Raw genomic sequence first — 20,575 nt, forward strand, 5'->3', positions numbered from 1 at the left:
GCCGAAACGAAAAGTACTCGTCTGTACGAGTTAAAGCAACAACTCGTACAGACGAGTTTGATTTTGTTTATCCTGAACCCGACAGGCGGCGATCTTTCCTACCTCCAAAGTCAAAGAAACCTAACGCCGCATGGACAAACCCCTACCCTGCCCTTAAGGTTCGAAGCCTTGAGTACAGCGCGGCATAGAGCCATCCCCATGAGTAAATACAACCAGATCTACAGCGATCTGCTTGCCAGCATCACGACCGAACGTCTGGAACGCGGCGCCCGATTGCCTTCTGAAACCGAACTGATGGACAGCTACCAGGCCAGTCGCGGCACCGTGCGCAAGGCGATCGAACAATTGCAGGAGCGCGGTTTCGCTCAGAAGGTCCATGGCAAAGGCACGTTCGTGCTGTCGACCAACCCGATCGAATTCCAGCTCGGCGGCATCGTCAGCTTTCAGGAAACGTACCCGCGCCTGGGTAACGACGTCAGCACCGAGGTGGTCGAGTTCACTCAAATCCCCCTCGAAGGTCCATTGATCGAACACATCAAGGCTGAAGAAGGCAGCCTGATCACGCGGATCAAGCGAGTACGGCGGATCGACGGTAAACGCGTGATCCTGGACATCAACCATTTCGTCAGCGACGTGATCCCCGGCTTGTCCCGAGACATTGCCGAGCAGTCAATCTACGCCTTCATCGAGCAGACGCTGCAACTGCAAATCGCCTATGCCCAGCGCACCATTGAAGCCGTGCCCCGGAGCAAGGACGACCAGCAACACCTGGACCTCGACGGCCAGAGCCATGTGATTGTGGTCAGCAACCAGACGTTTTTGCAGGATGGTCGGCAATTCGAGTACACCGAATCACGGCATACCCTGGACAAGTTTTACTTTTCGGATGTGGCTCGGCGCTGAAACGCAAAAGGCCCCGTGAACTCACGTTCACGGGGCCTTTTGGGTGTTACGGACGATCAGTTAAAACCGGGATCACTCCCACTCAATCGTCGCGGGCGGCTTGCTCGACACGTCGTAAGTAACGCGGGAGATGCCTTCGATTTCATTGATGATGCGGCCGGAAACAGTTTCCAGCAGCTCGTAAGGCAGGTGCGCCCAACGCGCGGTCATGAAGTCGATGGTTTCCACGGCACGCAGGGCCACGACCCAAGCGTAACGACGGCCATCGCCGACAACGCCAACCGATTTCACCGGCTGGAACACCACGAATGCCTGGCTGACCTTGTGGTACCAGTCGGCCTTGCGCAGTTCTTCGATGAAGATGTGGTCGGCGCGACGCAGCAGGTCGGCGTATTCCTTCTTCACTTCACCGAGGATCCGCACGCCCAGACCGGGGCCCGGGAACGGGTGACGGTAGACCATGTCGTACGGCAGACCGAGTTCCAGACCCAGACGACGGACTTCGTCCTTGAACAGCTCGCGCAGGGGTTCAACCAGCTTGAGGTTCATTTCTTCCGGCAGGCCACCCACGTTGTGGTGCGACTTGATCACGTGCGCCTTGCCGCTTTTCGCGCCAGCCGACTCGATCACGTCCGGGTAGATGGTGCCTTGGGCGAGGTACTTGATGTTGTCCAGTTTGTTGGACTGGGCATCGAAGACGTCGATGAAGGTACGGCCGATGATCTTGCGCTTCTTCTCTGGATCGCTTTCGCCAGCCAGGTTGTTCAGGAACTGATCTTCAGCATTGGCGCGGATCACCTTGACGCCCATGTTCTCGGCGAACATGGCCATCACTTGCTCACCTTCGTGCAGACGCAGCAGGCCGTTGTCGACGAAGACGCAGGTCAGCTGGTCGCCGATGGCTTTGTGCAGCAGCGCGGCAACCACCGAGGAGTCCACACCGCCGGACAGGCCGAGCAGTACGTTGTCAGTACCGACCTGGGCGCGAATGTTGGCGATGGCGTCTTCAGCAATCTTCGAAGGCGTCCACAAGGCTTCGCAGCCGCAAATGTCGAGGATAAAGCGCGAGAGGATGCGACCGCCCTGCTTGGTGTGGGTCACTTCCGGGTGGAACTGCACGCCGTAGTAGCCACGAGCATCGTCGAACATGCCAGCGATCGGGCAGCTTGGGGTGCTGGCCAGGATATGGAATTCCTGAGGCATCTTGGTGACCTTGTCACCGTGACTCATCCAGACATCGAGGCCGAACAGGCCGTCGGCGTCGATGTGGTCTTCGATGCCGTCGAGCAGACGGCTCTTGCCGACCACGTCAACACGGGCGTAACCGAACTCACGCAGCTCGGAACCTTCGACCTTGCCACCCAGCTGTTCAGCCATGGTCTGCATGCCGTAGCAGATACCGAAGACCGGTACGCCCAGGTCCCAGACAGCTTGCGGTGCGCGCGGGCTGTCGGCGACGTGTACGGACTCGGGGCCGCCGGCGAGGATGATCCCCTTCGGTGCGAATTCGCGAATCGCTTCGTCGTCCATGTCGAACGGATGCAGTTCGCAGTACACGCCGATTTCACGCACGCGGCGGGCAATCAGCTGGGTGTACTGGGAACCGAAGTCGAGGATCAGGATGCGGTGGGCGTGAATGTCGAGGGCCATGTGGTCAGTCTCGTCTATGCAGTTCGGTGAAGAGAATCAGAAACAACTCGGGGCTGAAAACAGCCCCGGTTACTTAACTTATTGCTGGAAGGCTCAACCTACGCGGTAGTTTGGCGCTTCTTTGGTGATTTGCACGTCGTGAACGTGGGATTCGGCCATGCCAGCACCGGTGATCCGCACGAACTCAGGCTTGGTGCGCATTTCTTCGATGTCGGCACTGCCGGTGTAACCCATCGAGGAACGCAGGCCGCCCATCAGTTGATGGATGATGGCGCTCAGTGTGCCCTTGTAAGGAACACGCCCTTCGATCCCTTCAGGTACAAGCTTCTCGGCGCCTGCCGAGGAGTCCTGGAAGTAACGGTCGGAGGAGCCTTGAGCCTGGGACATGGCGCCCAGCGAACCCATGCCGCGGTAAGCCTTGTACGAACGCCCCTGGAACAGTTCGATCTCGCCCGGTGCTTCTTCAGTACCGGCGAACATCGAGCCCATCATCACGCAGGAAGCACCGGCAACGATGGCCTTGGACAGGTCACCGGAGAAACGGATGCCGCCGTCGGCGATCAACGGAACGCCAGTGCCTTCAAGGGCAGCGGCGACGTTGGCGATGGCACTGATTTGCGGGACGCCGACACCGGCGACGATACGGGTGGTGCAGATCGAGCCTGGGCCGATACCGACCTTGACCGCATCGGCGCCCGCTTCGGCCAAAGCCTTGGCGGCAGCGCCGGTGGCAATGTTGCCGCCGATGACCTGCACTTCAGGGAAATTCTGTTTGACCCAGCGAACGCGGTCGATCACACCTTTGGAGTGACCGTGAGCGGTGTCGACCACCACCACGTCAACGCCGGCATTGACCAGGGCAGCGACGCGATCACCGGTGTCTTTACCGGTACCGACAGCAGCGCCAACACGCAGACGACCTTGATCGTCCTTGCTGGCCAGCGGGTAAGCCTTGGCTTTTTCGATGTCGTTGACGGTCATCATGCCTTTGAGGGCAAATTTGTCGTCGACGATCAGCACGCGTTCGATGCGGTTTTTGTGCAACAACTCGCGGACGTCGTTCTTGTCGGCGCCTTCCTTGACCGTGACCAGACGCTCTTTAGGCGTCATCACTTCACGGACGGTGGCGTCCAGACGATTTTCGAAACGTACGTCACGGGAAGTGACGATGCCGACCAGGTCGCCATCGTGCAGTACCGGAACGCCGGAGATGTTGTGCATGCGGGTCAGTTCGAACAGTTCACGAACCGTGGCGTCAGCCTCGATGGTGATCGGGTCCTTGACCACGCCGGCCTCATAACGCTTGACCTTGCGCACTTCGGCAGCTTGCTGCTCGATGGTCATGTTCTTGTGGATAATGCCGATGCCACCTTCCTGAGCCATGGCAATTGCCAGACGGGCTTCAGTAACGGTGTCCATGGCGGCAGAAACCAGGGGAATATTCAGCTCGATGCCACGGGTTAGGCGGGTCTTGAGACTGACTTCGTTAGGAAGCACCTCGGAATAACCAGGCACTAGGAGAATGTCGTCGAATGTCAGAGCTTCTTGGCTGATACGCAGCATCGCGGGGGCTCCCGAGCGGGAAAATGGAAGCGCGCCATTATAGTCAGACACCCCCTCGGGTTCAATGTAAAACTCTGTCTATTATTAGCATTACTGATATACGGGGATTGTCGCTTCCTACAGTTCCACTTTCACCCAACTGACAGGCTGATCGAGCCAATCGGCAAATTCGTCGATAAAGCTCTGCTTGAACCCGGCCTCGGCCCAGTTGTTGAAGATAAACCCCAGGTTGGAAAAGCCGCATTCCTGCAGAAAAAGAAAGCCGTTGATGTCATCTTCATGCCCGCATTCCGGACAGGTGAAGTTATCGGTGCGCCCCGGCATCCACTCTTCCAGGCTTTCGAACAGCGCTTCGCCGACTTCCTTGCGGCACTCGGCGCAGCCCGCCTCTTCAAGGAAACCCTTGGCCGGCGTATAGATGCAGCGCTTGGTGATGATTTCCAGGCCATTGACCGGTTCGCCGAACGGCAGCGCTTCAGGATGCAGCACGACAGCGCGGGCACCGTCGCCGATGGCATGAGCCATGCGGTTACCTGTGCGGCCACAGGTGGTCAGTTCTTCCTTGACGATGTTCTTGCGCACCAGCCAACGCACGACCGCCCGCGCCCGGGGTTCGTGCACCGGCAGTGTGGAGATTTTCGGGACGATGATGCTTTGGGAATTCATGGTGCAAGCCTGCTGCGTCAAATGGATGTTCTGCGGTGCGCCGATTTACGCCTTCGCGAGCAGGCTCGCTCCCACATGATCACCCTACGACGTAGATCCAATGTGGGAGCGAGCCTGCTCGCGAAGGCTATAGAGCGGGCGGCAGCTTAATCCCTGACGAAATCCGGTCAAGTACTCAAATAACGCCCGATCAAGGCAATGCCACTGGCCAGCACCAACCAGGTCACCAGCCGCACGAAGGCCTCACGGGACAATCTCATGGTCAACCGCCGCCCGATCCACAGCCCCAATGCCATGGCCGGCAATAAACACAGCGCCAATACCAACAAGGGTAGCTCGGCATACACACCCGCGACAGCAAACAGGCTCAAGCGCACCACGGTGCTGCAACTGATCAGCGCACTCTGGGTCGCACGGGCCGCCTCTTTGGGCAGCCGACTGTTCAAATAGATCGCATATAAAAAGCCGCCACTGCCAAACAATGCCCCGAACATCCCGCCCACCGTACCCATTGGCACGGCCCAAGCGGCGGACAATTGTGTCGGACGGGTTTTGACCCACAAGCTGTAAATCGCGTAGGCGCTGATAAACAGCCCCATCAACAGCAGCAACACATCGGATTTCAAATTCAGCAGAAAAATCACCCCCAGCGTGCAGCCCACCGCCATGCACGGCAGCAGCCGCAGCAACTCAGGCTTCGCCACATCCCGTCGCGAAGGCAGCAGATTGCCGAACGCCGCGACGAAATCCAGCAGTACCAGCAGCGGCACGATTTTCGACAACGGCATGAACAGGATCAGGACCGGCCCGGCCACCAGTGCCGTGCCGAAGCCGGCTATGCCGAACACGATGTAAGCGAGGGCAATGCCCAGCCCGATCATCAGCCAATCCGTAGCGCCGAAGGGCCATTGATGCAACAACTCAAGCACATTCATTCCATATCTTCCTTGAATCCCGGAGCGACTTTATACCTGTGGGAGCGAGCCTGCTCGCGATAGCGGTCTATCAGTCGACAACAGTATTGAATGTTAAACCGCTATCGCGAGCAGGCTCACTCCCACAGGGGATTTACGTTGGATCATAGAGATTGTTCGACGAATGCCTTTATCATGCGCCCCATGATTAAAGATCCCTTTGCAAGACTCGGCCTGGACCGTGAAGTCCTGACTGTCAGCCAGCTCAACGGCCGCGCGCGGGTGTTGCTCGAAGACGTGTTCAGCAACATCTGGGTCGAAGGCGAAATCTCCAACCTCGCCCGTCCGGCGTCCGGCCACGTGTATTTCACCCTCAAGGACAGCGGCGCCCAGGTCCGTTGCGCACTGTTCCGGCAGAACGCCGCGCGGGTTCGTCAGGCGCTGAAGGATGGCTTGGCGGTCAAAGTGCGCGGCAAGGTTTCGCTGTTTGAAGGCCGTGGCGACTATCAGCTGATCCTCGATACCGTGGAACCGGCCGGTGACGGTGCGCTGCGTCTGGCCTTCGATGCGCTGAAGGAAAAACTCAGCGCCGAAGGCCTGTTCAGCGCCGAACGCAAAGTGCCGCTGCCCGCGCATCCGCAACGCATCGGCATCATCAGCTCGCCCACCGGCGCGGTGATTCGCGACATCATCAGCGTATTCCGCCGCCGCGCGCCGCAGATCCAACTGACGTTGATTCCCACAGCCGTGCAAGGTCGCGAAGCCACTGCGCAGATTGTCCGCGCATTGAAACTGGCGGACGCCCGTGGTTTCGACGCGTTGATCCTGGCCCGTGGCGGCGGCTCGCTGGAAGACCTTTGGTGCTTCAACGAAGAAGCCGTAGCCCGCGCCGTGGATGCCTGCGTGACGCCGATTGTCAGCGCCGTCGGCCATGAAACCGACGTATCGATCAGCGACTTCGTAGCCGACGTCCGCGCCCCGACGCCGTCCGCCGCCGCCGAACTGCTCGCGCCGGATTCCAGTGACCTGGTCCGTCGGGTCGAAAGCCTGCATCGACGGCTGGTGATGCGTATCCGCGATCGATTGATGCGTGATCGACTGCGCCTGGAAGGCATGTCCCGCCGCCTGCGCCATCCCGGCGAACGTCTGCGCCAGCAAGCGCAGCGCCTGGACGATCTGGACATGCGCATGCGCCGCGCGTTCGAACGCAGCCTCAACACCCGCCGCGAACGGCTGATTCGCCTGGAAACCCGTCTCGCCGGGCAACATCCCGGGCGGCAACTGGCGATGCTTCGTCAGCGCCTCGACAGCCTCGCCGAACGCCTGCCCCGCGCCATGCGCGAAGGGCTCAAATCCCGTCGCCTGCAACTGCAAAGCCAGATGCAGACGCTGCATGTGGTCAGCCCTTTGGCGACCCTTGGCCGTGGCTACAGCATTTTGCTGGACGAACGCGGCAACGCGATCCGCAACGCCGCGCAAACCCACAATGGTCAGCGCCTGAAAGCCAGACTTGGCGAAGGCGAGCTGCAAGTGCGGGTCGAAGACAATCACCTGACGCCTGTCACCCTTTCTTTACTGGATTGATCCATGCCGCGTTTTTTAGCTCCGCTGCTGTTGCTGTGCCTGACCTTCAATGCCCACGCCGACAGTTACATCACCCGCCTGTTGAACAAACCGGTGCCGGGCGGCGTGGCCGTGGTGGATCTGGGTGCCTCTGCCCAGGCGCCGAAGGCCAGATATCAAGGCAAGCCTGTGCTGGTGGTCAAGGAACAGAACAACTGGTTGGCGATTGTAGGTGTGCCGCTGACGGTGAAACCGGGCACGCAGCAGGTCAGCAGTGACGGGCGGAATCTGAGCTTCACGGTCGGCAACAAGAAATACCCGGAACAGTACATCACGTTGAAGAACACGCAGCAGGTCAATCCGAACCCGGAGAATCTCAAGCGCATCGAAGGCGAGTTGGCCGAACAGATCCAGGCTTACCGCAGCTTCAGCCCAAACACCCCGAGCAACCTGTTGCTGGACAAACCGGTCAACGGCCCGCTGTCGAGCAAGTTCGGCGTGCGCCGCTTCTTCAATGGTGAAGAGCGTAATCCTCACGCCGGCCTGGACTTCGCCGTGCCTGCTGGTACGCCGATCAAGACCCCGGCTGCCGGCAAGGTAATCCTGATCGGCAACTACTTCTTCAACGGCAACACGGTGTTTGTCGACCATGGGCAGGGGTTTATCAGCATGTTTTGCCACATGTCGAAAATCGACGTGAAGGTGGGCCAGCAATTGGCCCGTGGTGGAGTGGTCGGCAAAGTCGGCTCGACCGGGCGCGCGACCGGGCCGCATATGCACTGGAATGTCAGCCTGAATGATGCGCGGGTGGATCCGGCCATCTTTATAGGTGCATTTCAGCCCTAGATAGTTTTTGACGCCTATGGCCCCTTCGCGAGCAGGCTCGCTCCCACATTGGATCATCGGCGCGACAGAGATCAAATGTGGGAGCGAGCCTGCTCGCGAAGGCGGTCTCATTGACGCCGCTATTCAGCCTCCAGATCCTCTATCCCATGAATTTCCCTGTGCGCCAGACACTCTTTGACCCACGCCTGAGTCTCCTCAGAAAAACCGGCCAACTCTTCAGCGCTGATCAACTCATGAGTACACAGCCCCAGCAAGTGAGCAGGCGCCTCATTGCGTGAGTGACGGAAAACGCCAAACGCCCAATACAGCTCCTGTTGACCCGCCTTCAGCCTTTCCTCACTGGCTTCAATACGCTCGTAAGGCGTAATGCTTTTATCCAGCACTATGCGCTCGACCTCTTCCATGATCCGGATGCATAACCGCTCATGGGCCATCGGACGCAGCGCACTATAAAGCTTCCAATCCGACTCGTTCATTGTCGACTCCTGCCTGCCAGTAGTCCTTGGTGAGGCTTTAAGAATAGCCGCGCTGACACGCCCCATCACCGAAAGCCTTCAATTGCGCATCGCTCAAACCTCGCGCAAACATAAAAACAATCACTGCCGTTCACCGCAATAAAATCTCGATAACTACGACTTTTCGAGGATTCCTCTCAATTTTTTTCGACCGCTTGCCATCCTTCACCCTCGCGGTTAGGGTTGAAGGCATGAAAACCTCTCACACCCTCATTCAGCTTCGCCAGCACCGCAGCCTGTGCCTTGTCAGTGCACGACTGCCAGGCTGAATCGCGGTGCCTCGTCCTACGCTTTATCCCCAGAACATTTGATCCACCGGCAGGCCGCCTTTTTTCGGCCCACACAATAAGGATTTCCCGATGAGCATGCTCAAAGACCCGTCTTCGAAATACCGCGCGTTCCCGACCATCGACATCCCGGACCGCACCTGGCCGTCGAAGACCATTACCGCCGCGCCGATCTGGTGCAGCTCCGACCTTCGTGATGGTAACCAGTCGCTGATCGAGCCAATGGACGCGGTCAAGAAGCTGCGTTTCTGGAAAACCCTGGTGTCGGTCGGCGTTAAAGAAATCGAAGCGTCGTTCCCGGCGGCTTCGCAAACCGACTTCGACTTCGTGCGCACCCTGATCGAAGGCAACCACATCCCGGACGACACCACCATTCAGGTGCTGACCCAGGGCCGTGAAGATTTGATCGAGCGCACCTTCGAATCCCTGCGCGGGGCGAAGAAAGCCATCGTTCACCTGTACAACGCCACCTCCCCTTCCTTCCGTCGCATTGTCTTCAACCAGGACAAGGAAGGGGTCAAGGCCATCGCCGTGAACGCGGCCAAGCTGTTCGTCAAATATGCCGCCCAGCAGCCAAACACCGAGTGGACCTTCGAATACTCGCCAGAAACCTTCAGCGCCACCGAACTCGAGTTCGCCAAAGAAGTCTGCGACGCAGTCATCGAAGTCTGGAACCCGACGCCTGAGCACAAGGTGATCCTCAACCTGCCAGCCACCGTCGAATGCGCGACCCCGAACATCTATGCCGACCAGATCGAATGGTTCGGCCGTCACATCAACCGTCGTGACAGCGTGATCATCAGCCTGCACACCCACAACGACCGTGGCACTGGCGTTGCGGCTACCGAACTGGGCCTGATGGCCGGCGCCGACCGTGTCGAAGGCTGCCTGTTCGGTAACGGCGAACGTACCGGTAACGTCGACCTCGTGACCGTGGCGCTGAACCTCTACACCCAGGGCATTCACCCTGAGCTGGACTTCTCCGACATCGACGGCGTGCGCAAAGTCGTCGAAGAATGCAACCAGATCCAGGTGCACCCACGCCACCCGTACGTCGGCGACCTGGTTCACACCGCGTTCTCCGGCTCCCACCAGGACGCCATCCGCAAGGGCTTCGCCCAGCAGAAACCGGACGCCCTGTGGGAAGTGCCGTACTTGCCGATCGACCCGGCCGACATCGGCCGCAGCTACGAGGCGGTGATCCGCGTCAACAGCCAGTCGGGCAAGGGCGGTATCGCTTACTTGCTGGAACAGGAATACGGCATCAGCTTGCCGCGTCGCATGCAGATCGAGTTCAGCCAGGTTGTGCAGCGTGAAACCGACCGTCTGGGCCTCGAGATGACGGCTCAGCAGATCCACGCGCTGCTGCACAGCGAATACTTGCAGGCCAACACCCCGTACGCGCTGGTCAGCCATCGCCTGCAGGAAGAAAACGGCCACAGCGCCGTGGAAGTGGAAGTCTCCGGTAAAGGTCAGGGTGAAACCAACCTGCACTGGCGTGGCAAGGGCAACGGAGCCCTGGAAGCGCTCGTGGCGGGTCTGCCGATTCCGGTTGAGATCATGGACTACAACGAACACGCCATCGGTTCGGGCACCAACGCCAAGGCGGCGGCCTACATCGAGCTGCGTGTGAACGGTGAACGTGCGGTGCATGGCGTCGGTATCGATGAAAACATCACCACCGCCAGCTTCAAGGCCTTGTTCAGCGCGCTTAACCGCTCGCTGAGCCAGCCGGAAGCGAAAGCTGCGTAAGCCTTCGCTGAAATGCAAAAGGCCCCGGGGTGTGAACCTCGGGGCCTTTTTGTTTGCCTGCTGTTTTTGTGCTGCCTGTGATGGCCTCTTCGCGAGCAGGCTCGCTCCCACAGTGGATTGTTGGTGTACGCAAAATCTGTGTTCACCATGATCAGATGTGGGAGCGAGTCTGCTCGCGAAGAGAGCGGGGCAGACAGCGAAAGTCTCAGGTGAACTCGAACGTATCGGCATCCAGATTCGCCGGGAATCGCGTGCGATAGGCTTGCAGGTCCGCAGCATTCAGAACGACCTTAAACACGCCATCCGCTTCGCCCGCACTGAGCAATGTCTCCCCCTGGAAATCCAGCACCTGGCTATCACCGGTATACGCAAACCCTTTGCCGTCAGTACCAACGCGATTCACCGCCGCCACATAACACAGGTTCTCGATCGCCCGCGCTGGCAGCAAACGGTTCCAGTGCTGACGCCGTGCCCCCGGCCAGTTGGCGGTGTACAGCAACAAATCGGTGTCCTGAGCATCGCGGCTCCAGACCGGGAAGCGCAGGTCGTAGCAAATCAGCGGCCGCACTCGCCACCCCTTGAGTTCGAACTGCACCTGACGCTCACCGGGGGTGAAGTGGTTGTGCTCTCCGGCCATGCGGAACAGATGGCGCTTGTCGTAGTGCCACACCTCCCCGTCCGGCCGCGCCCACAACAGGCGATTGCGATGGCTGCCGTCAGCCACCTGGACGATGATGCTGCCGGTGATCACCGCATCCAGTTTTGCCGCCTGAACCCGCAGCCATTTGCGGGTGGGACCGTTTTCCGACTCGGCGAGGGTCTCGGACTCCATCGAGAAACCGGTAGTGAACATCTCCGGCAGGATGATCAGGTCAGCGCCGCGAGCCTGTTCCAGCAACGGCTCGAAATGCTCCAGATTGGCCTGACGATCGTGCCAGGCCAGGGTGGTCTGGATCAGCGCAATGTTCAGATTGGGCAGTGCACTCAGATCACGCATAGTTTTGCCGCTGCTTCACGCAGGGTCTCCTCGCGTTTGGCGAAGCACAAGCGCACCAGGCGCTGGCCTTCGGGCGGGGTCTGGTAGAACACCGAGATCGGGATGCTCGCCACGCCATGTTCGCGGGTCATCCACAACGCCATCTCGACATCATTGAGGTCCGGGCGGATCTGCGAGTAATCGACCAATTGGAAATACGTGCCGGTCACTCGGGTGAAACTGAAGCGCGACGGCGTCAGCAGATCGCAGAACAGATCGCGCTTGGCCTGATAGAAAGCCGGCAATTCTTCAACGTGTTCCGGGTGCTCGGCCATGTAGTCGGCCAAGGCATATTGCAGCGGCGTTACACCGCAGAAACTGACGTATTGGTGAACCTTGCGCAGCTCCGCTGTGAGGGCCGGAGGTGCGACTACGTAGCCGGTTTTCCAGCCAGTGACGTGATAGGTCTTGCCAAAGGAGCTGACCACGAAAGCCCGCTGATACAGCTCTTCGTGATTCAGCACGCTGACGTGGGGCACGCCATCGAACACCAGGTGTTCGTAGACCTCATCACTGATGACATAGATGTCGCGGTCGCGAATCAACGCCGCCAGCTGATCCAGCTCGGCACGACTGATCAGCGCGCCGCTTGGGTTATGTGGGGTGTTGAGGATGATCATCCGCGTGCGCGGCGTAATGGCTTCACCCAGCTTCTGAAAGTCGATGGCGAAGTCATTCAGGCCCAACTGCACGTGAACGCAACGACCGCCGGCCAGCTCAACCGAGGGCTCATAACTGTCGTAGGCCGGATCGAACACGATCACTTCGTCGCCGCTTCGGATAACCGCCTGAATGGCGCAGAAGATCGCCTGGGTTGCGCCGGGAGTGACGGTCACTTCATGGTCGACATCCACATTGACGCCGTAGCTGCGGGCGATCTTCGCCGCAATCTGCTGACGCAATGCCGGAAGGCCGGTCATCGGCGAATACTGGTTATGGCCATTGGCGATATGCCGACCGACCGCATCGCACAGGGCCTGCGGGGCATCGAAGTCGGGAAAACCCTGGGACAGGTTCAGCGCCCCGGTTTGCGCCGCGAGCTGAGACATCTGAGTGAAGATAGTGATGCCGACATTCGGCAGCTTACTGGTGATCATCGGTGATTCCCTGCTCTACACCCGGCTCTAACGGCGGCGCGGGAGAGCCCGAGAATAGCCCAAACGACAGGCATGAAAAAGGGCGCCATTGGCGCCCTCTTCATTCCACGGGAAAAACCTGAATCAGCGCTTGTCGCGGCGCTTCTTGTCGGCTTTCTTGTGGTGCGACATCATCCGACGCTTCTTGTTGACCTGACGGTCGGTGAGCGAATTCTTGTTGCCTTCGTACGGGTTCTCGCCGCCCTTGAACTCGATGCGGATCGGCGTACCGACCAGCTTCAAGACACGACGATAAGTGTTTTCCAGATAGCGCACGTAAGACTTCGGCACTTTCTCGATCTGGTTACCGTGAATCACGATGATCGGCGGGTTCGCGCCACCCAAGTGGGCATAACGCAGCTTGATCCGGCGGTTGTTGACCATCGGCGGTGCGTGCTCACCCACCGCATCTTCCAGAATCGTGGTCAGGCGGTTGGTTGGCCAGCGGGTGACCGCAGACTTGAACGAGTTCTGTACGGAGGCGTAGAGGTTGCCCACGCCCGTGCCGTGCAGGGCCGAGATGAAGTGAATGTCGGCGTAATCAACGAAGAACAGTCGACGTTGCAGCTCGACCTTCACGAAGTCGCGCTCGCTCGGCGTCATGCCGTCCCACTTGTTGATCGCGATCACCAGCGCACGACCCGACTCAATGGCGAAGCCCAGCAGGTTGAGATCGTGATCGACCACGCCTTCGCGGGCGTCCATCACAAAGATCACCACGTTGGCGTCTTTGATCGCCTGCAGGGTCTTGACCACGGAGAATTTTTCGACTTCTTCGTGGATCTTGCCGCGCTTGCGCACACCGGCGGTGTCGATCAGCGTGTACTTCTCGTCGTTACGCTCGAACGGGATGTAGATACTGTCGCGGGTGGTGCCGGGCTCGTCATAGACGATGACCCGGTCTTCACCGAGCATCCGGTTGACCAGGGTCGACTTGCCGACGTTCGGGCGGCCGATGATCGCGATCTTGATCCCGTCTTTTTCGCTAGGGCCAGGAATGCGCTTGGCTTCCTCACCTTCGGCAACGATCTCTTCCTCGCCTTCTTCCAGCTCGTCATCGTCTTTCGGGAAGTCGCTCAGGGCGATTTCCAGCATCTGGGTGATGCCACGACCATGAGCACCGGCGATCGGGATCGCGTGGCCCATGCCCAACGGGGCGAATTCGGCGCGGGCCATTTCAGGGTCGATGTTGTCGACCTTGTTGGCAACCACGTAAGAACGCTTGTTACGTTTGCGCAAATGCTCGGCGATCATCTGGTCGGCGGCGGTAAAACCGGCCTTGGCATCTACCAGGAACAGAACGACATCCGCTTCTTCAATGGCCAGCAGCGACTGCTCGGCCATTTTTTCGTCCATACCGTGCTCGTCACCGGAGATACCGCCGGTGTCGACCAGAATGTAGGAACGCCCTTGCCACTTGGCCTCACCGTATTGGCGATCACGGGTCAGACCGGACAAGTCGCCAACGATGGCGTCGCGAGTCCTGGTCAGGCGGTTGAACAAGGTGGACTTGCCGACGTTCGGTCGGCCCACCAGGGCGATTACGGGAACCATGCGGCTCTCCACTTCGTTATTTCAGAAAATACAAAAGCCGCTGCGAGGCAGCGGCTGGTGCTCGGGGCAGCGCTTGAGGGCGCTGCGAACCCCGTCAAACGGGGCTGCCTGGGGTTTAACCCCAAGCATAGTCAAACCTTTACTTAATGGTCAGGGCTTCCAGTTTGCCACTGTTGCCATACAGATAAATCGTGTCACCCACCACCAGCGGACGGGCACGCAGGCCATCGCTGTCGATGCGCTCGCGGCCGACGAAACGACCGTCCACCTGGCTCAGCAGATGCAGGTAACCTTCCATATCACCGACTGCAACATAGCTGGAGAACACTTCCGGAGCCGACAGTTGACGACGGGCCAGCGAATCGTTGCTCCACAAAGCTGTGGTGGAACGTTCGTCGACGCCTTCAACGGTGCCCGAAGACAGGCTCACGTAGACGCTGCCAAAACCCTGGGCGACACCGGCATAGCTGGAAGCATCACGCTGCCAAAGCTGACGACCGCTTTGCAGGTCCAGTGCCGCAACGCGACCCTGGTAGCTGGCGACATACAGCGTTTCGCCGGAAAGCAGCAGGCCGCCGTCGATATCGACAACGCGCTCCAGTTCCGAACGACCTTGTGGAATCGCTACCCGTTGTTCCCACACCGGCACGCCGTTGGAAATATCGAGAGCGACCACTTTACCGGTCGACAGGCCAGCCACCGCGAGGCGGTTGGTGACGATCGGCGCACTGGTGCCGCGCAGGGTCAATACCGCCGGAGTACTGTCATACAACCAGCGCTGGGTGCCGGTAGCGGCATCCAGACCGATCAGACGGTCATCCTGAGTCTGAACGACAACAACATCACCGTTGTTAGCCGGCGGTGCGAGGACTTCACTGGACACGCGAGCGCGCCATTTCTCTTCACCGTTGATGGCGTCCAGGGCAACGATTTCACCCTTGATCGTACCGAACATGACCAGACCGTAACCCACGCCAACGGCGCCGGAAACAGGCAGTTCAAGGTCCTTCTTCCATTTGACGTCGCCATTGCTGCGATCCATCGCCATCACCACACCGGTGACGTCGGCGGCATAGATGGTATCGCCTTCGATTGCCGGAACCAGCATGTTATACGTTTCGCCCTGACCGTTACCGATCGAACGACTCCACTGCTTGTGCAGAACCACTTCTTCTTTGAAGTCGGTCAGCTCGGCCGGCGGCAATTCTTTTTTGCTGTTGCTGCTGCAACCCGCGGCCAATATGGCCAGAGCCAGCAATGCTGCATGTTTCCAACGAATCACGTCACGCATCCCCTTTAGCCAGGTCGTCCAGCTTGATTTGTAAGCCACCCACTGCCGCTTCATCCGACAGTGCCGCCTTGGCTTTTTGATACGCCGTGTTCGCTTCGTCGGTACGACCCAACTGCACCAGCAGGTCGCCTTTGAGTTCTTCGCGAGTGGCCAGGAATGCTTTATCGGCATCGCCTTCGAGCAGTTTCAGGGCTTCATCGGCCTTGTTCTGCGCGGCCAGCACCTGCGCCAGACGCTGACGAGCAATTTCGCCCAGCGCCGGGTTGGCCGGTTTGGCAACAATGGCTTTCAGCTCGCTGGCTGCGTCATCCAGCTTGCCGCTGTCGACCGCAACTTTTGCCACAAACAGGCTGCCGTACTGCGCGTAAGCGCTACCGCCGAACTCGCTGTTGAGCTTGCCGGCCAGGTCCGCAACACGGGCGGCATCAGGCTTGCCGTCTGGCGTCAGCGTGGTTTCCAGCAGTTGCTGATAGAGCATCGAGGCGCCTTGCGACTGATTGCTCTGATACTTGTGAAAGGCCTGCCAGCCGAACACGATGACCAGCGCCAACAGGCCGCCAGTGACCAGGGGCTTGCCGTTGCGTGTCCACCAGTCCTTCAAATCCGCCAGATGTTCGTCTTCGGTACTCGACACCCCAATACTCCTTAATCGCTAAATCGGCTGTTTGACAGCTTCAACCCTGCACGACGCAGGTGGCCAGGTGTGCAGCAAGCGCATCCCAGGCAATGCTTTGTTGTTCGCCCTGGCCACGCAGGGGTTTGAAACCTACCACTTGCTGGGCCATTTCGTCGTCACCGAGGATCAGCGCGTACAACGCACCGCTCTTGTCGGCTTTCTTGAATTGGCTTTTGAAGCTGCCGGCGCCAGCATTCACTTGCAGGCGCAGGTTGGGCAATTGATCACGAACACGTTCACTCAGGGCCAGACCGGCCAACTCGGCGGCCTCACCGAAGGCGCAGAGGTAGACGTCGACCTGACGGGAAATCTCTTCCGGGATCTGCTCCAGGGTTTCAAGCAACAGCACCAGGCGCTCGATACCCATGGCGAAACCAACGCCAGGGGTCGGCTTGCCACCCATTTGTTCCACCAGACCGTCGTAGCGACCACCGGCACACACGGTGCCTTGGGCGCCCAGCTTGTCGGTGACCCATTCGAAAACGGTCTTGCTGTAGTAATCCAGCCCGCGAACCAGCTTCGGGTTGATCACGTAAGGAATGCCGGCGGCGTCCAGGCGAGCCTTGAGGCCCTCGAAGTGCACGCGGGATTCTTCATCCAGGTATTCGGCCATTTTTGGCGCGTCGACCAGGATCGCTTGGGTATCGGCGTTCTTGGTATCCAGAACCCGCAGCGGGTTGGTCTTCAGACGGCGCTGGCTGTCTTCGTCCAGCTTGTCCAGATGCGCGGACAGGAACTCGACCAGCGCTTCACGGTAGCGGCCGCGCGACTCGGCAGTGCCCAGGCTGTTGAGTTCAAGCTTGACCGCATCACGGATGCCCAGCTCGCCCCACAGGCGCCAGGTCAGCACGATCAGCTCGGCATCGATGTCCGGACCGTCGAGGTTGAAGACTTCGCAACCGATCTGGTGGAACTGGCGATAACGGCCTTTCTGCGGACGTTCGTGGCGGAACATCGGGCCGATGTACCAGAGTTTCTGTACCTGACCGCCGCCGGTGATGCCGTGCTCGAGCACCGCACGCACGCAGGCCGCTGTGCCTTCGGGGCGCAGGGTCAGGGAGTCGCCGTTGCGGTCGTCGAAGGTGTACATCTCTTTTTCGACGATGTCGGTCACCTCACCGATGGAGCGCTTGAACAGCTCGGTGAACTCGACGATCGGCATGCGGATCTGCTTGTAACCGTAGTTATCCAGCAAACGCGAGACGGTGCCTTCGAAATGACGCCACAGGGGGGTCTGCTCGGGCAGGATGTCGTTCATGCCACGTATGGCTTGCAGAGACTTGCTCACTATAAATCCTTAAATTCGTTCGACTTAGCCGCGCGCAATGACTGCTGCGTCAGCTTCGACCTTTTCGGCCGCTTTCTGGCGGATCAAGCGTTCAAGCTCATCCACCAGATTGTCATTCGTCAGTTTCTGCGACGGCTTGCCATCGATGTAAATCAGGTTTGGCGTGCCGCCGGTCAAGCCGATATGGGCTTCCTTGGCTTCGCCCGGTCCGTTGACCACGCAACCGATGACCGCGACATCCAGCGGCACCAGCAGGTCTTCGAGGCGCCCTTCCAGCTCGTTCATGGTTTTGACCACATCGAAGTTCTGCCGCGAGCAGCTCGGGCAGGCGATGAAGTTGATGCCACGGGAACGCAGATGCAGGGATTTGAGAATGTCGTAGCCGACTTTCACTTCCTCGACCGGGTCGGCCGCCAACGAGATGCGAATAGTATCGCCAATCCCTTCGGCGAGCAGCATACCGAGGCCCACGGCGGATTTCACCGTGCCTGAACGCAAACCACCGGCTTCGGTGATGCCCAAGTGCAGCGGTTGGACGATTTCCTTGGCCAGCAAGCGATAAGCGGCGACGGCCATGAACACGTCGGAAGCTTTCACGCTGACCTTGAAGTCCTGGAAGTTCAAACGTTCAAGGTGCTCGACGTGACGCAGGGCAGATTCAACCAGCGCAGCCGGAGTCGGCTCGCCGTATTTCTTTTGCAGGTCTTTTTCCAGGGAACCGGCGTTCACGCCGATGCGGATCGGAATCCCGCGATCACGGGCGGCATCGACTACCGCACGCACGCGGTCTTCGCGACCGATGTTGCCCGGGTTGATTCGCAGGCAGTCAACGCCGAGTTCGGCTACGCGCAGAGCGATCTTGTAGTCGAAGTGGATGTCGGCAACCAAAGGTACTTTGACCAGTTGCTTGATCTTGCCGAAGGCTTCAGCGGCATCCATGTCGGGCACGGAAATTCGCACGATATCGACGCCAGCAGCTTCCAGACGATTGATCTGGGCCACGGTGGCGGCGACGTCGTTGGTGTCGCTGTTGGTCATGCTCTGCACAGCGATAGGTGCATCGCCGCCAACGGGCACGTTACCGACCCAGATCTTGCGGGATTCGCGACGCTTGATTGGAGATTCGCCGTGCATGACTTATTGACCCAACTTCAGGCGAGCAGTCTCGCCACTGGTGAATGGAGCAACATCAACCACCTGACCGTTGTAACTGATCTGCGCGCCACGGGCGTAGCCCAGACGCACGGAAAACGGCGGTTTGCCGCTGACAGAAACGTTTTCGCCTTTTCGCTTGAGACCGCTCAACAGCACCTTGCCGGTGCCGTCCGTCACTTGCGTCCAGCAATCAGCAGTGAATTGCAGTTGAACCTGACCCTGGCCAGCAACCGGAGCAGCCGCTGCTGGAGCGGGAATGGTCGGAGTAACCGAGGCGCTCGCAGGCGGGGTCGATACAACAGGAGCAGTCGGGGATGTCGCGGCCGGAGTCGCGACAACCGGAGCAGTGCTATGCGCAGGTGTAGCGGACGTTGGCGCTGGTGCAACCGGTGCAGCAGGCGCAGTCGCTTCACCTTCGGCCGGCGCTTCAGCCGACGTCTCGGCTTGCGGCAACGCAAGAGCGGTTGTGCCATCAACCTGACCTTCCGCGACAGCCTGGTCTTCCGGCTCGTCCAGCGGATGGATCTGGGTGGTGCCGTCAGCGCCTTCGACTTCAACGTGTTCCGGGCTCAGGCTAGTCAGGTCTTTGGTGCGCAATGAGGTCTGATCCTGCCACCAAATAAAACCACCACCAATCACTGCGAACAGCAACAGCAGGCTGACAACTCGCAAAATGGTGTGGGAAACCCGAACCGGCTCTTCGATACGTCCCAGGCTATGAACGTTGCTGCCCTGGGAGTCAGTGCCGGTGGATTGGTCGAACTGTTGGACCAGTACGGTTTGATCCATGCCGAGCAATTTCGCGTAGGCGCGAATATAACCGCGAGCAAAGGTATGCCCAGGCAGCTTGTCGAAAGCGCCGGCTTCCAGATTGCTCAGGGAATTGACGGTGAGGTTGAGCTTGAGGGCCACTTCGGCCAGCGACCAGCCATTGCTTTCGCGGGCCTGGCGTAAAGTTTCACCGGGATTAACGCGATTCGCTGCTACAACTTCGGGATGCGCCGCTTTCATCATTGCTCCGACAGGTATTGCTGATATTCCGGCGTACCGGGATAGAGTCGTTTTAGTTGCAGGCCAAAACTGGCGGCCTTGTCGCGATCATCAAACACTTTTGCCAGCCGAACGCCGAGCAATAGACTACGTGCATTTTGCTCGGTGAGCAGGCTAAAACGATCGTAATAGTCACGCGCGGGCACATAATGCCTGTCTTCGAAGGACAACTCAGCCATTTCCAGCAATGCACGTGGCTGTTGGCGATTCAAACGCAGGGATTTTTCCAGCTGCTGCTGCGCCAGATCACGCTGCCCCAGCTTTGAAGCGGTCATTCCGAGGTTCTCGAACACCCGCGAACGCTCAGGATACAAGGTATCGGCGGCGGCCTGTTCAAAGCGCTCGTAAGCTTCTTTGTAGCGTTTCTCTTCGAAAAGAAAACTGCCGTAGTTGTTCAGGATTCGCGCATCGTTGGGGCGGGAAGACAGCGCCTTGCGAAAATGCTGATCCGCCAGCTCCGGCTCCATCTCGGCCTGGAATACCAGACCCAGCGCAGCGTTGGCATCCGGATCCGAGTCATCCAGATCCAGCGCTTTCTTCAACGGTACTTTCGCCCGTTCGGTCATGCCCTGCTGCAAGTACCCCAAGCCCAGCTGCACATAGGCAACGCGCGCTTCATCGCGGCCCTTGCTGGTCTTCATCGGGTTGAAATCGCCCGACAGGACACAGCCAGCACACAGGCTGGCCAACAGCAAAAGCAGCGCGAAGCGCAGGGACATAGAGATCCTCT

The 20,575-nt window shown here is 59.2% G+C and carries 18 protein-coding genes; 4 read left to right on the forward strand and 14 right to left on the reverse strand.

Annotation, left to right across the window (positions count from 1 at the left end):
* Positions 1–198: 198 nt before the first annotated feature.
* The gene (treR, locus tag JFU47_RS11970; RefSeq protein ID WP_123368334.1) at positions 199–903 is read left to right on the forward strand and encodes a trehalose operon repressor; all 705 of its coding nucleotides are present in this window, start codon (positions 199–201) and stop codon (positions 901–903) included.
* Positions 904–975: 72 nt separating this feature from the next.
* On the opposite strand, the gene guaA is transcribed toward treR, so the two are convergent.
* From guaA to JFU47_RS11990, 4 genes are all read right to left on the reverse strand, one after another.
* Positions 976–2,553 (reverse strand): glutamine-hydrolyzing GMP synthase, encoded by a 1,578-nt coding sequence (gene guaA / locus JFU47_RS11975; protein WP_046046047.1) that lies wholly within the window; start codon positions 2,551–2,553, stop codon positions 976–978.
* A 93-nt stretch (positions 2,554–2,646) separates the two neighbouring features.
* The gene (guaB, locus tag JFU47_RS11980) at positions 2,647–4,116 is read right to left on the reverse strand and encodes an IMP dehydrogenase (protein WP_123368331.1); all 1,470 of its coding nucleotides are present in this window, start codon (positions 4,114–4,116) and stop codon (positions 2,647–2,649) included.
* A gap of 117 nt (positions 4,117–4,233) precedes the next feature.
* Positions 4,234–4,782: a sugar ABC transporter ATPase gene (locus JFU47_RS11985; protein ID WP_123368330.1), complete on the reverse strand. Its 549-nt coding sequence runs from the start codon at positions 4,780–4,782 to the stop codon at positions 4,234–4,236.
* A 167-nt stretch (positions 4,783–4,949) separates the two neighbouring features.
* Positions 4,950–5,717, reverse strand: a complete 768-nt coding sequence (locus tag JFU47_RS11990) for a sulfite exporter TauE/SafE family protein (protein ID WP_201183151.1) — start codon at positions 5,715–5,717, stop codon at positions 4,950–4,952.
* A gap of 183 nt (positions 5,718–5,900) precedes the next feature.
* On the opposite strand from JFU47_RS11990, the gene xseA reads away from it, so the two are divergent.
* Positions 5,901–7,280, forward strand: coding sequence for an exodeoxyribonuclease VII large subunit (gene xseA, locus JFU47_RS11995; protein WP_033061484.1), 1,380 nt, complete (start codon positions 5,901–5,903; stop codon positions 7,278–7,280).
* Positions 7,281–7,283: 3 nt separating this feature from the next.
* Positions 7,284–8,105 carry a peptidoglycan DD-metalloendopeptidase family protein gene (locus JFU47_RS12000; RefSeq protein ID WP_201183153.1) on the forward strand — a complete coding sequence of 274 codons (822 nt, stop codon included), beginning with the start codon at positions 7,284–7,286 and terminating at the stop codon, positions 8,103–8,105.
* 119 nt (positions 8,106–8,224) lie between these two features.
* Here the strand turns inward: JFU47_RS12000 and JFU47_RS12005 are convergent, their stop codons facing one another.
* Entirely contained in the window at positions 8,225–8,581 is a 357-nt protein-coding gene (locus JFU47_RS12005) for a hypothetical protein (RefSeq protein ID WP_201183155.1), read from the reverse strand.
* A 398-nt stretch (positions 8,582–8,979) separates the two neighbouring features.
* Here JFU47_RS12005 and leuA point away from each other — a divergent pair, with 398 nt between their 5' ends.
* Positions 8,980–10,659, forward strand: a complete 1,680-nt coding sequence (gene leuA / locus JFU47_RS12010; RefSeq protein WP_008147766.1) for a 2-isopropylmalate synthase — start codon at positions 8,980–8,982, stop codon at positions 10,657–10,659.
* Positions 10,660–10,864: 205 nt separating this feature from the next.
* Here leuA and JFU47_RS12015 read toward each other — a convergent pair whose 3' ends face one another.
* From JFU47_RS12015 to pilW, 9 genes are all read right to left on the reverse strand, one after another.
* Positions 10,865–11,656: an amidohydrolase gene (locus JFU47_RS12015; RefSeq protein WP_140683992.1), complete on the reverse strand. Its 792-nt coding sequence runs from the start codon at positions 11,654–11,656 to the stop codon at positions 10,865–10,867.
* A complete protein-coding gene (locus tag JFU47_RS12020; RefSeq protein ID WP_201183157.1) occupies positions 11,644–12,792 on the reverse strand; it encodes a pyridoxal phosphate-dependent aminotransferase in 1,149 nt (382 codons plus the stop codon). Before JFU47_RS12020 ends, JFU47_RS12015 begins: the two co-directional genes overlap by 13 nt.
* 123 nt (positions 12,793–12,915) lie before the next feature.
* Entirely contained in the window at positions 12,916–14,385 is a 1,470-nt protein-coding gene (gene der / locus JFU47_RS12025) for a ribosome biogenesis GTPase Der (protein ID WP_046046039.1), read from the reverse strand.
* Positions 14,386–14,524: 139 nt separating this feature from the next.
* Entirely contained in the window at positions 14,525–15,676 is a 1,152-nt protein-coding gene (gene bamB, locus JFU47_RS12030; RefSeq protein ID WP_201183160.1) for an outer membrane protein assembly factor BamB, read from the reverse strand.
* Positions 15,669–16,310 carry a tetratricopeptide repeat protein gene (locus JFU47_RS12035; RefSeq protein WP_129438184.1) on the reverse strand — a complete coding sequence of 214 codons (642 nt, stop codon included), beginning with the start codon at positions 16,308–16,310 and terminating at the stop codon, positions 15,669–15,671. Before JFU47_RS12035 ends, bamB begins: the two co-directional genes overlap by 8 nt.
* Before the next feature lie 40 nt (positions 16,311–16,350).
* Positions 16,351–17,640, reverse strand: a complete 1,290-nt coding sequence (gene hisS / locus JFU47_RS12040; protein WP_123368322.1) for a histidine--tRNA ligase — start codon at positions 17,638–17,640, stop codon at positions 16,351–16,353.
* 24 nt (positions 17,641–17,664) lie between these two features.
* Positions 17,665–18,774, reverse strand: a complete 1,110-nt coding sequence (ispG, locus tag JFU47_RS12045; RefSeq protein WP_010457850.1) for a flavodoxin-dependent (E)-4-hydroxy-3-methylbut-2-enyl-diphosphate synthase — start codon at positions 18,772–18,774, stop codon at positions 17,665–17,667.
* Positions 18,775–18,777: 3 nt separating this feature from the next.
* On the reverse strand, positions 18,778–19,806 hold the full coding sequence (locus JFU47_RS12050; protein WP_201183162.1) for a RodZ domain-containing protein: 1,029 nt from the start codon (positions 19,804–19,806) through the stop codon (positions 18,778–18,780).
* Positions 19,806–20,564, reverse strand: coding sequence for a type IV pilus biogenesis/stability protein PilW (gene pilW, locus JFU47_RS12055; RefSeq protein WP_123368320.1), 759 nt, complete (start codon positions 20,562–20,564; stop codon positions 19,806–19,808). Before pilW ends, JFU47_RS12050 begins: the two co-directional genes overlap by 1 nt.
* Between the last annotated feature and the right edge of the window lie 11 nt (positions 20,565–20,575).

Origin of the sequence: Pseudomonas sp. TH39(2020), assembly GCF_016650715.1 — a bacterium.
Classification (GTDB): domain Bacteria; phylum Pseudomonadota; class Gammaproteobacteria; order Pseudomonadales; family Pseudomonadaceae; genus Aquipseudomonas; species Aquipseudomonas mandelii_C.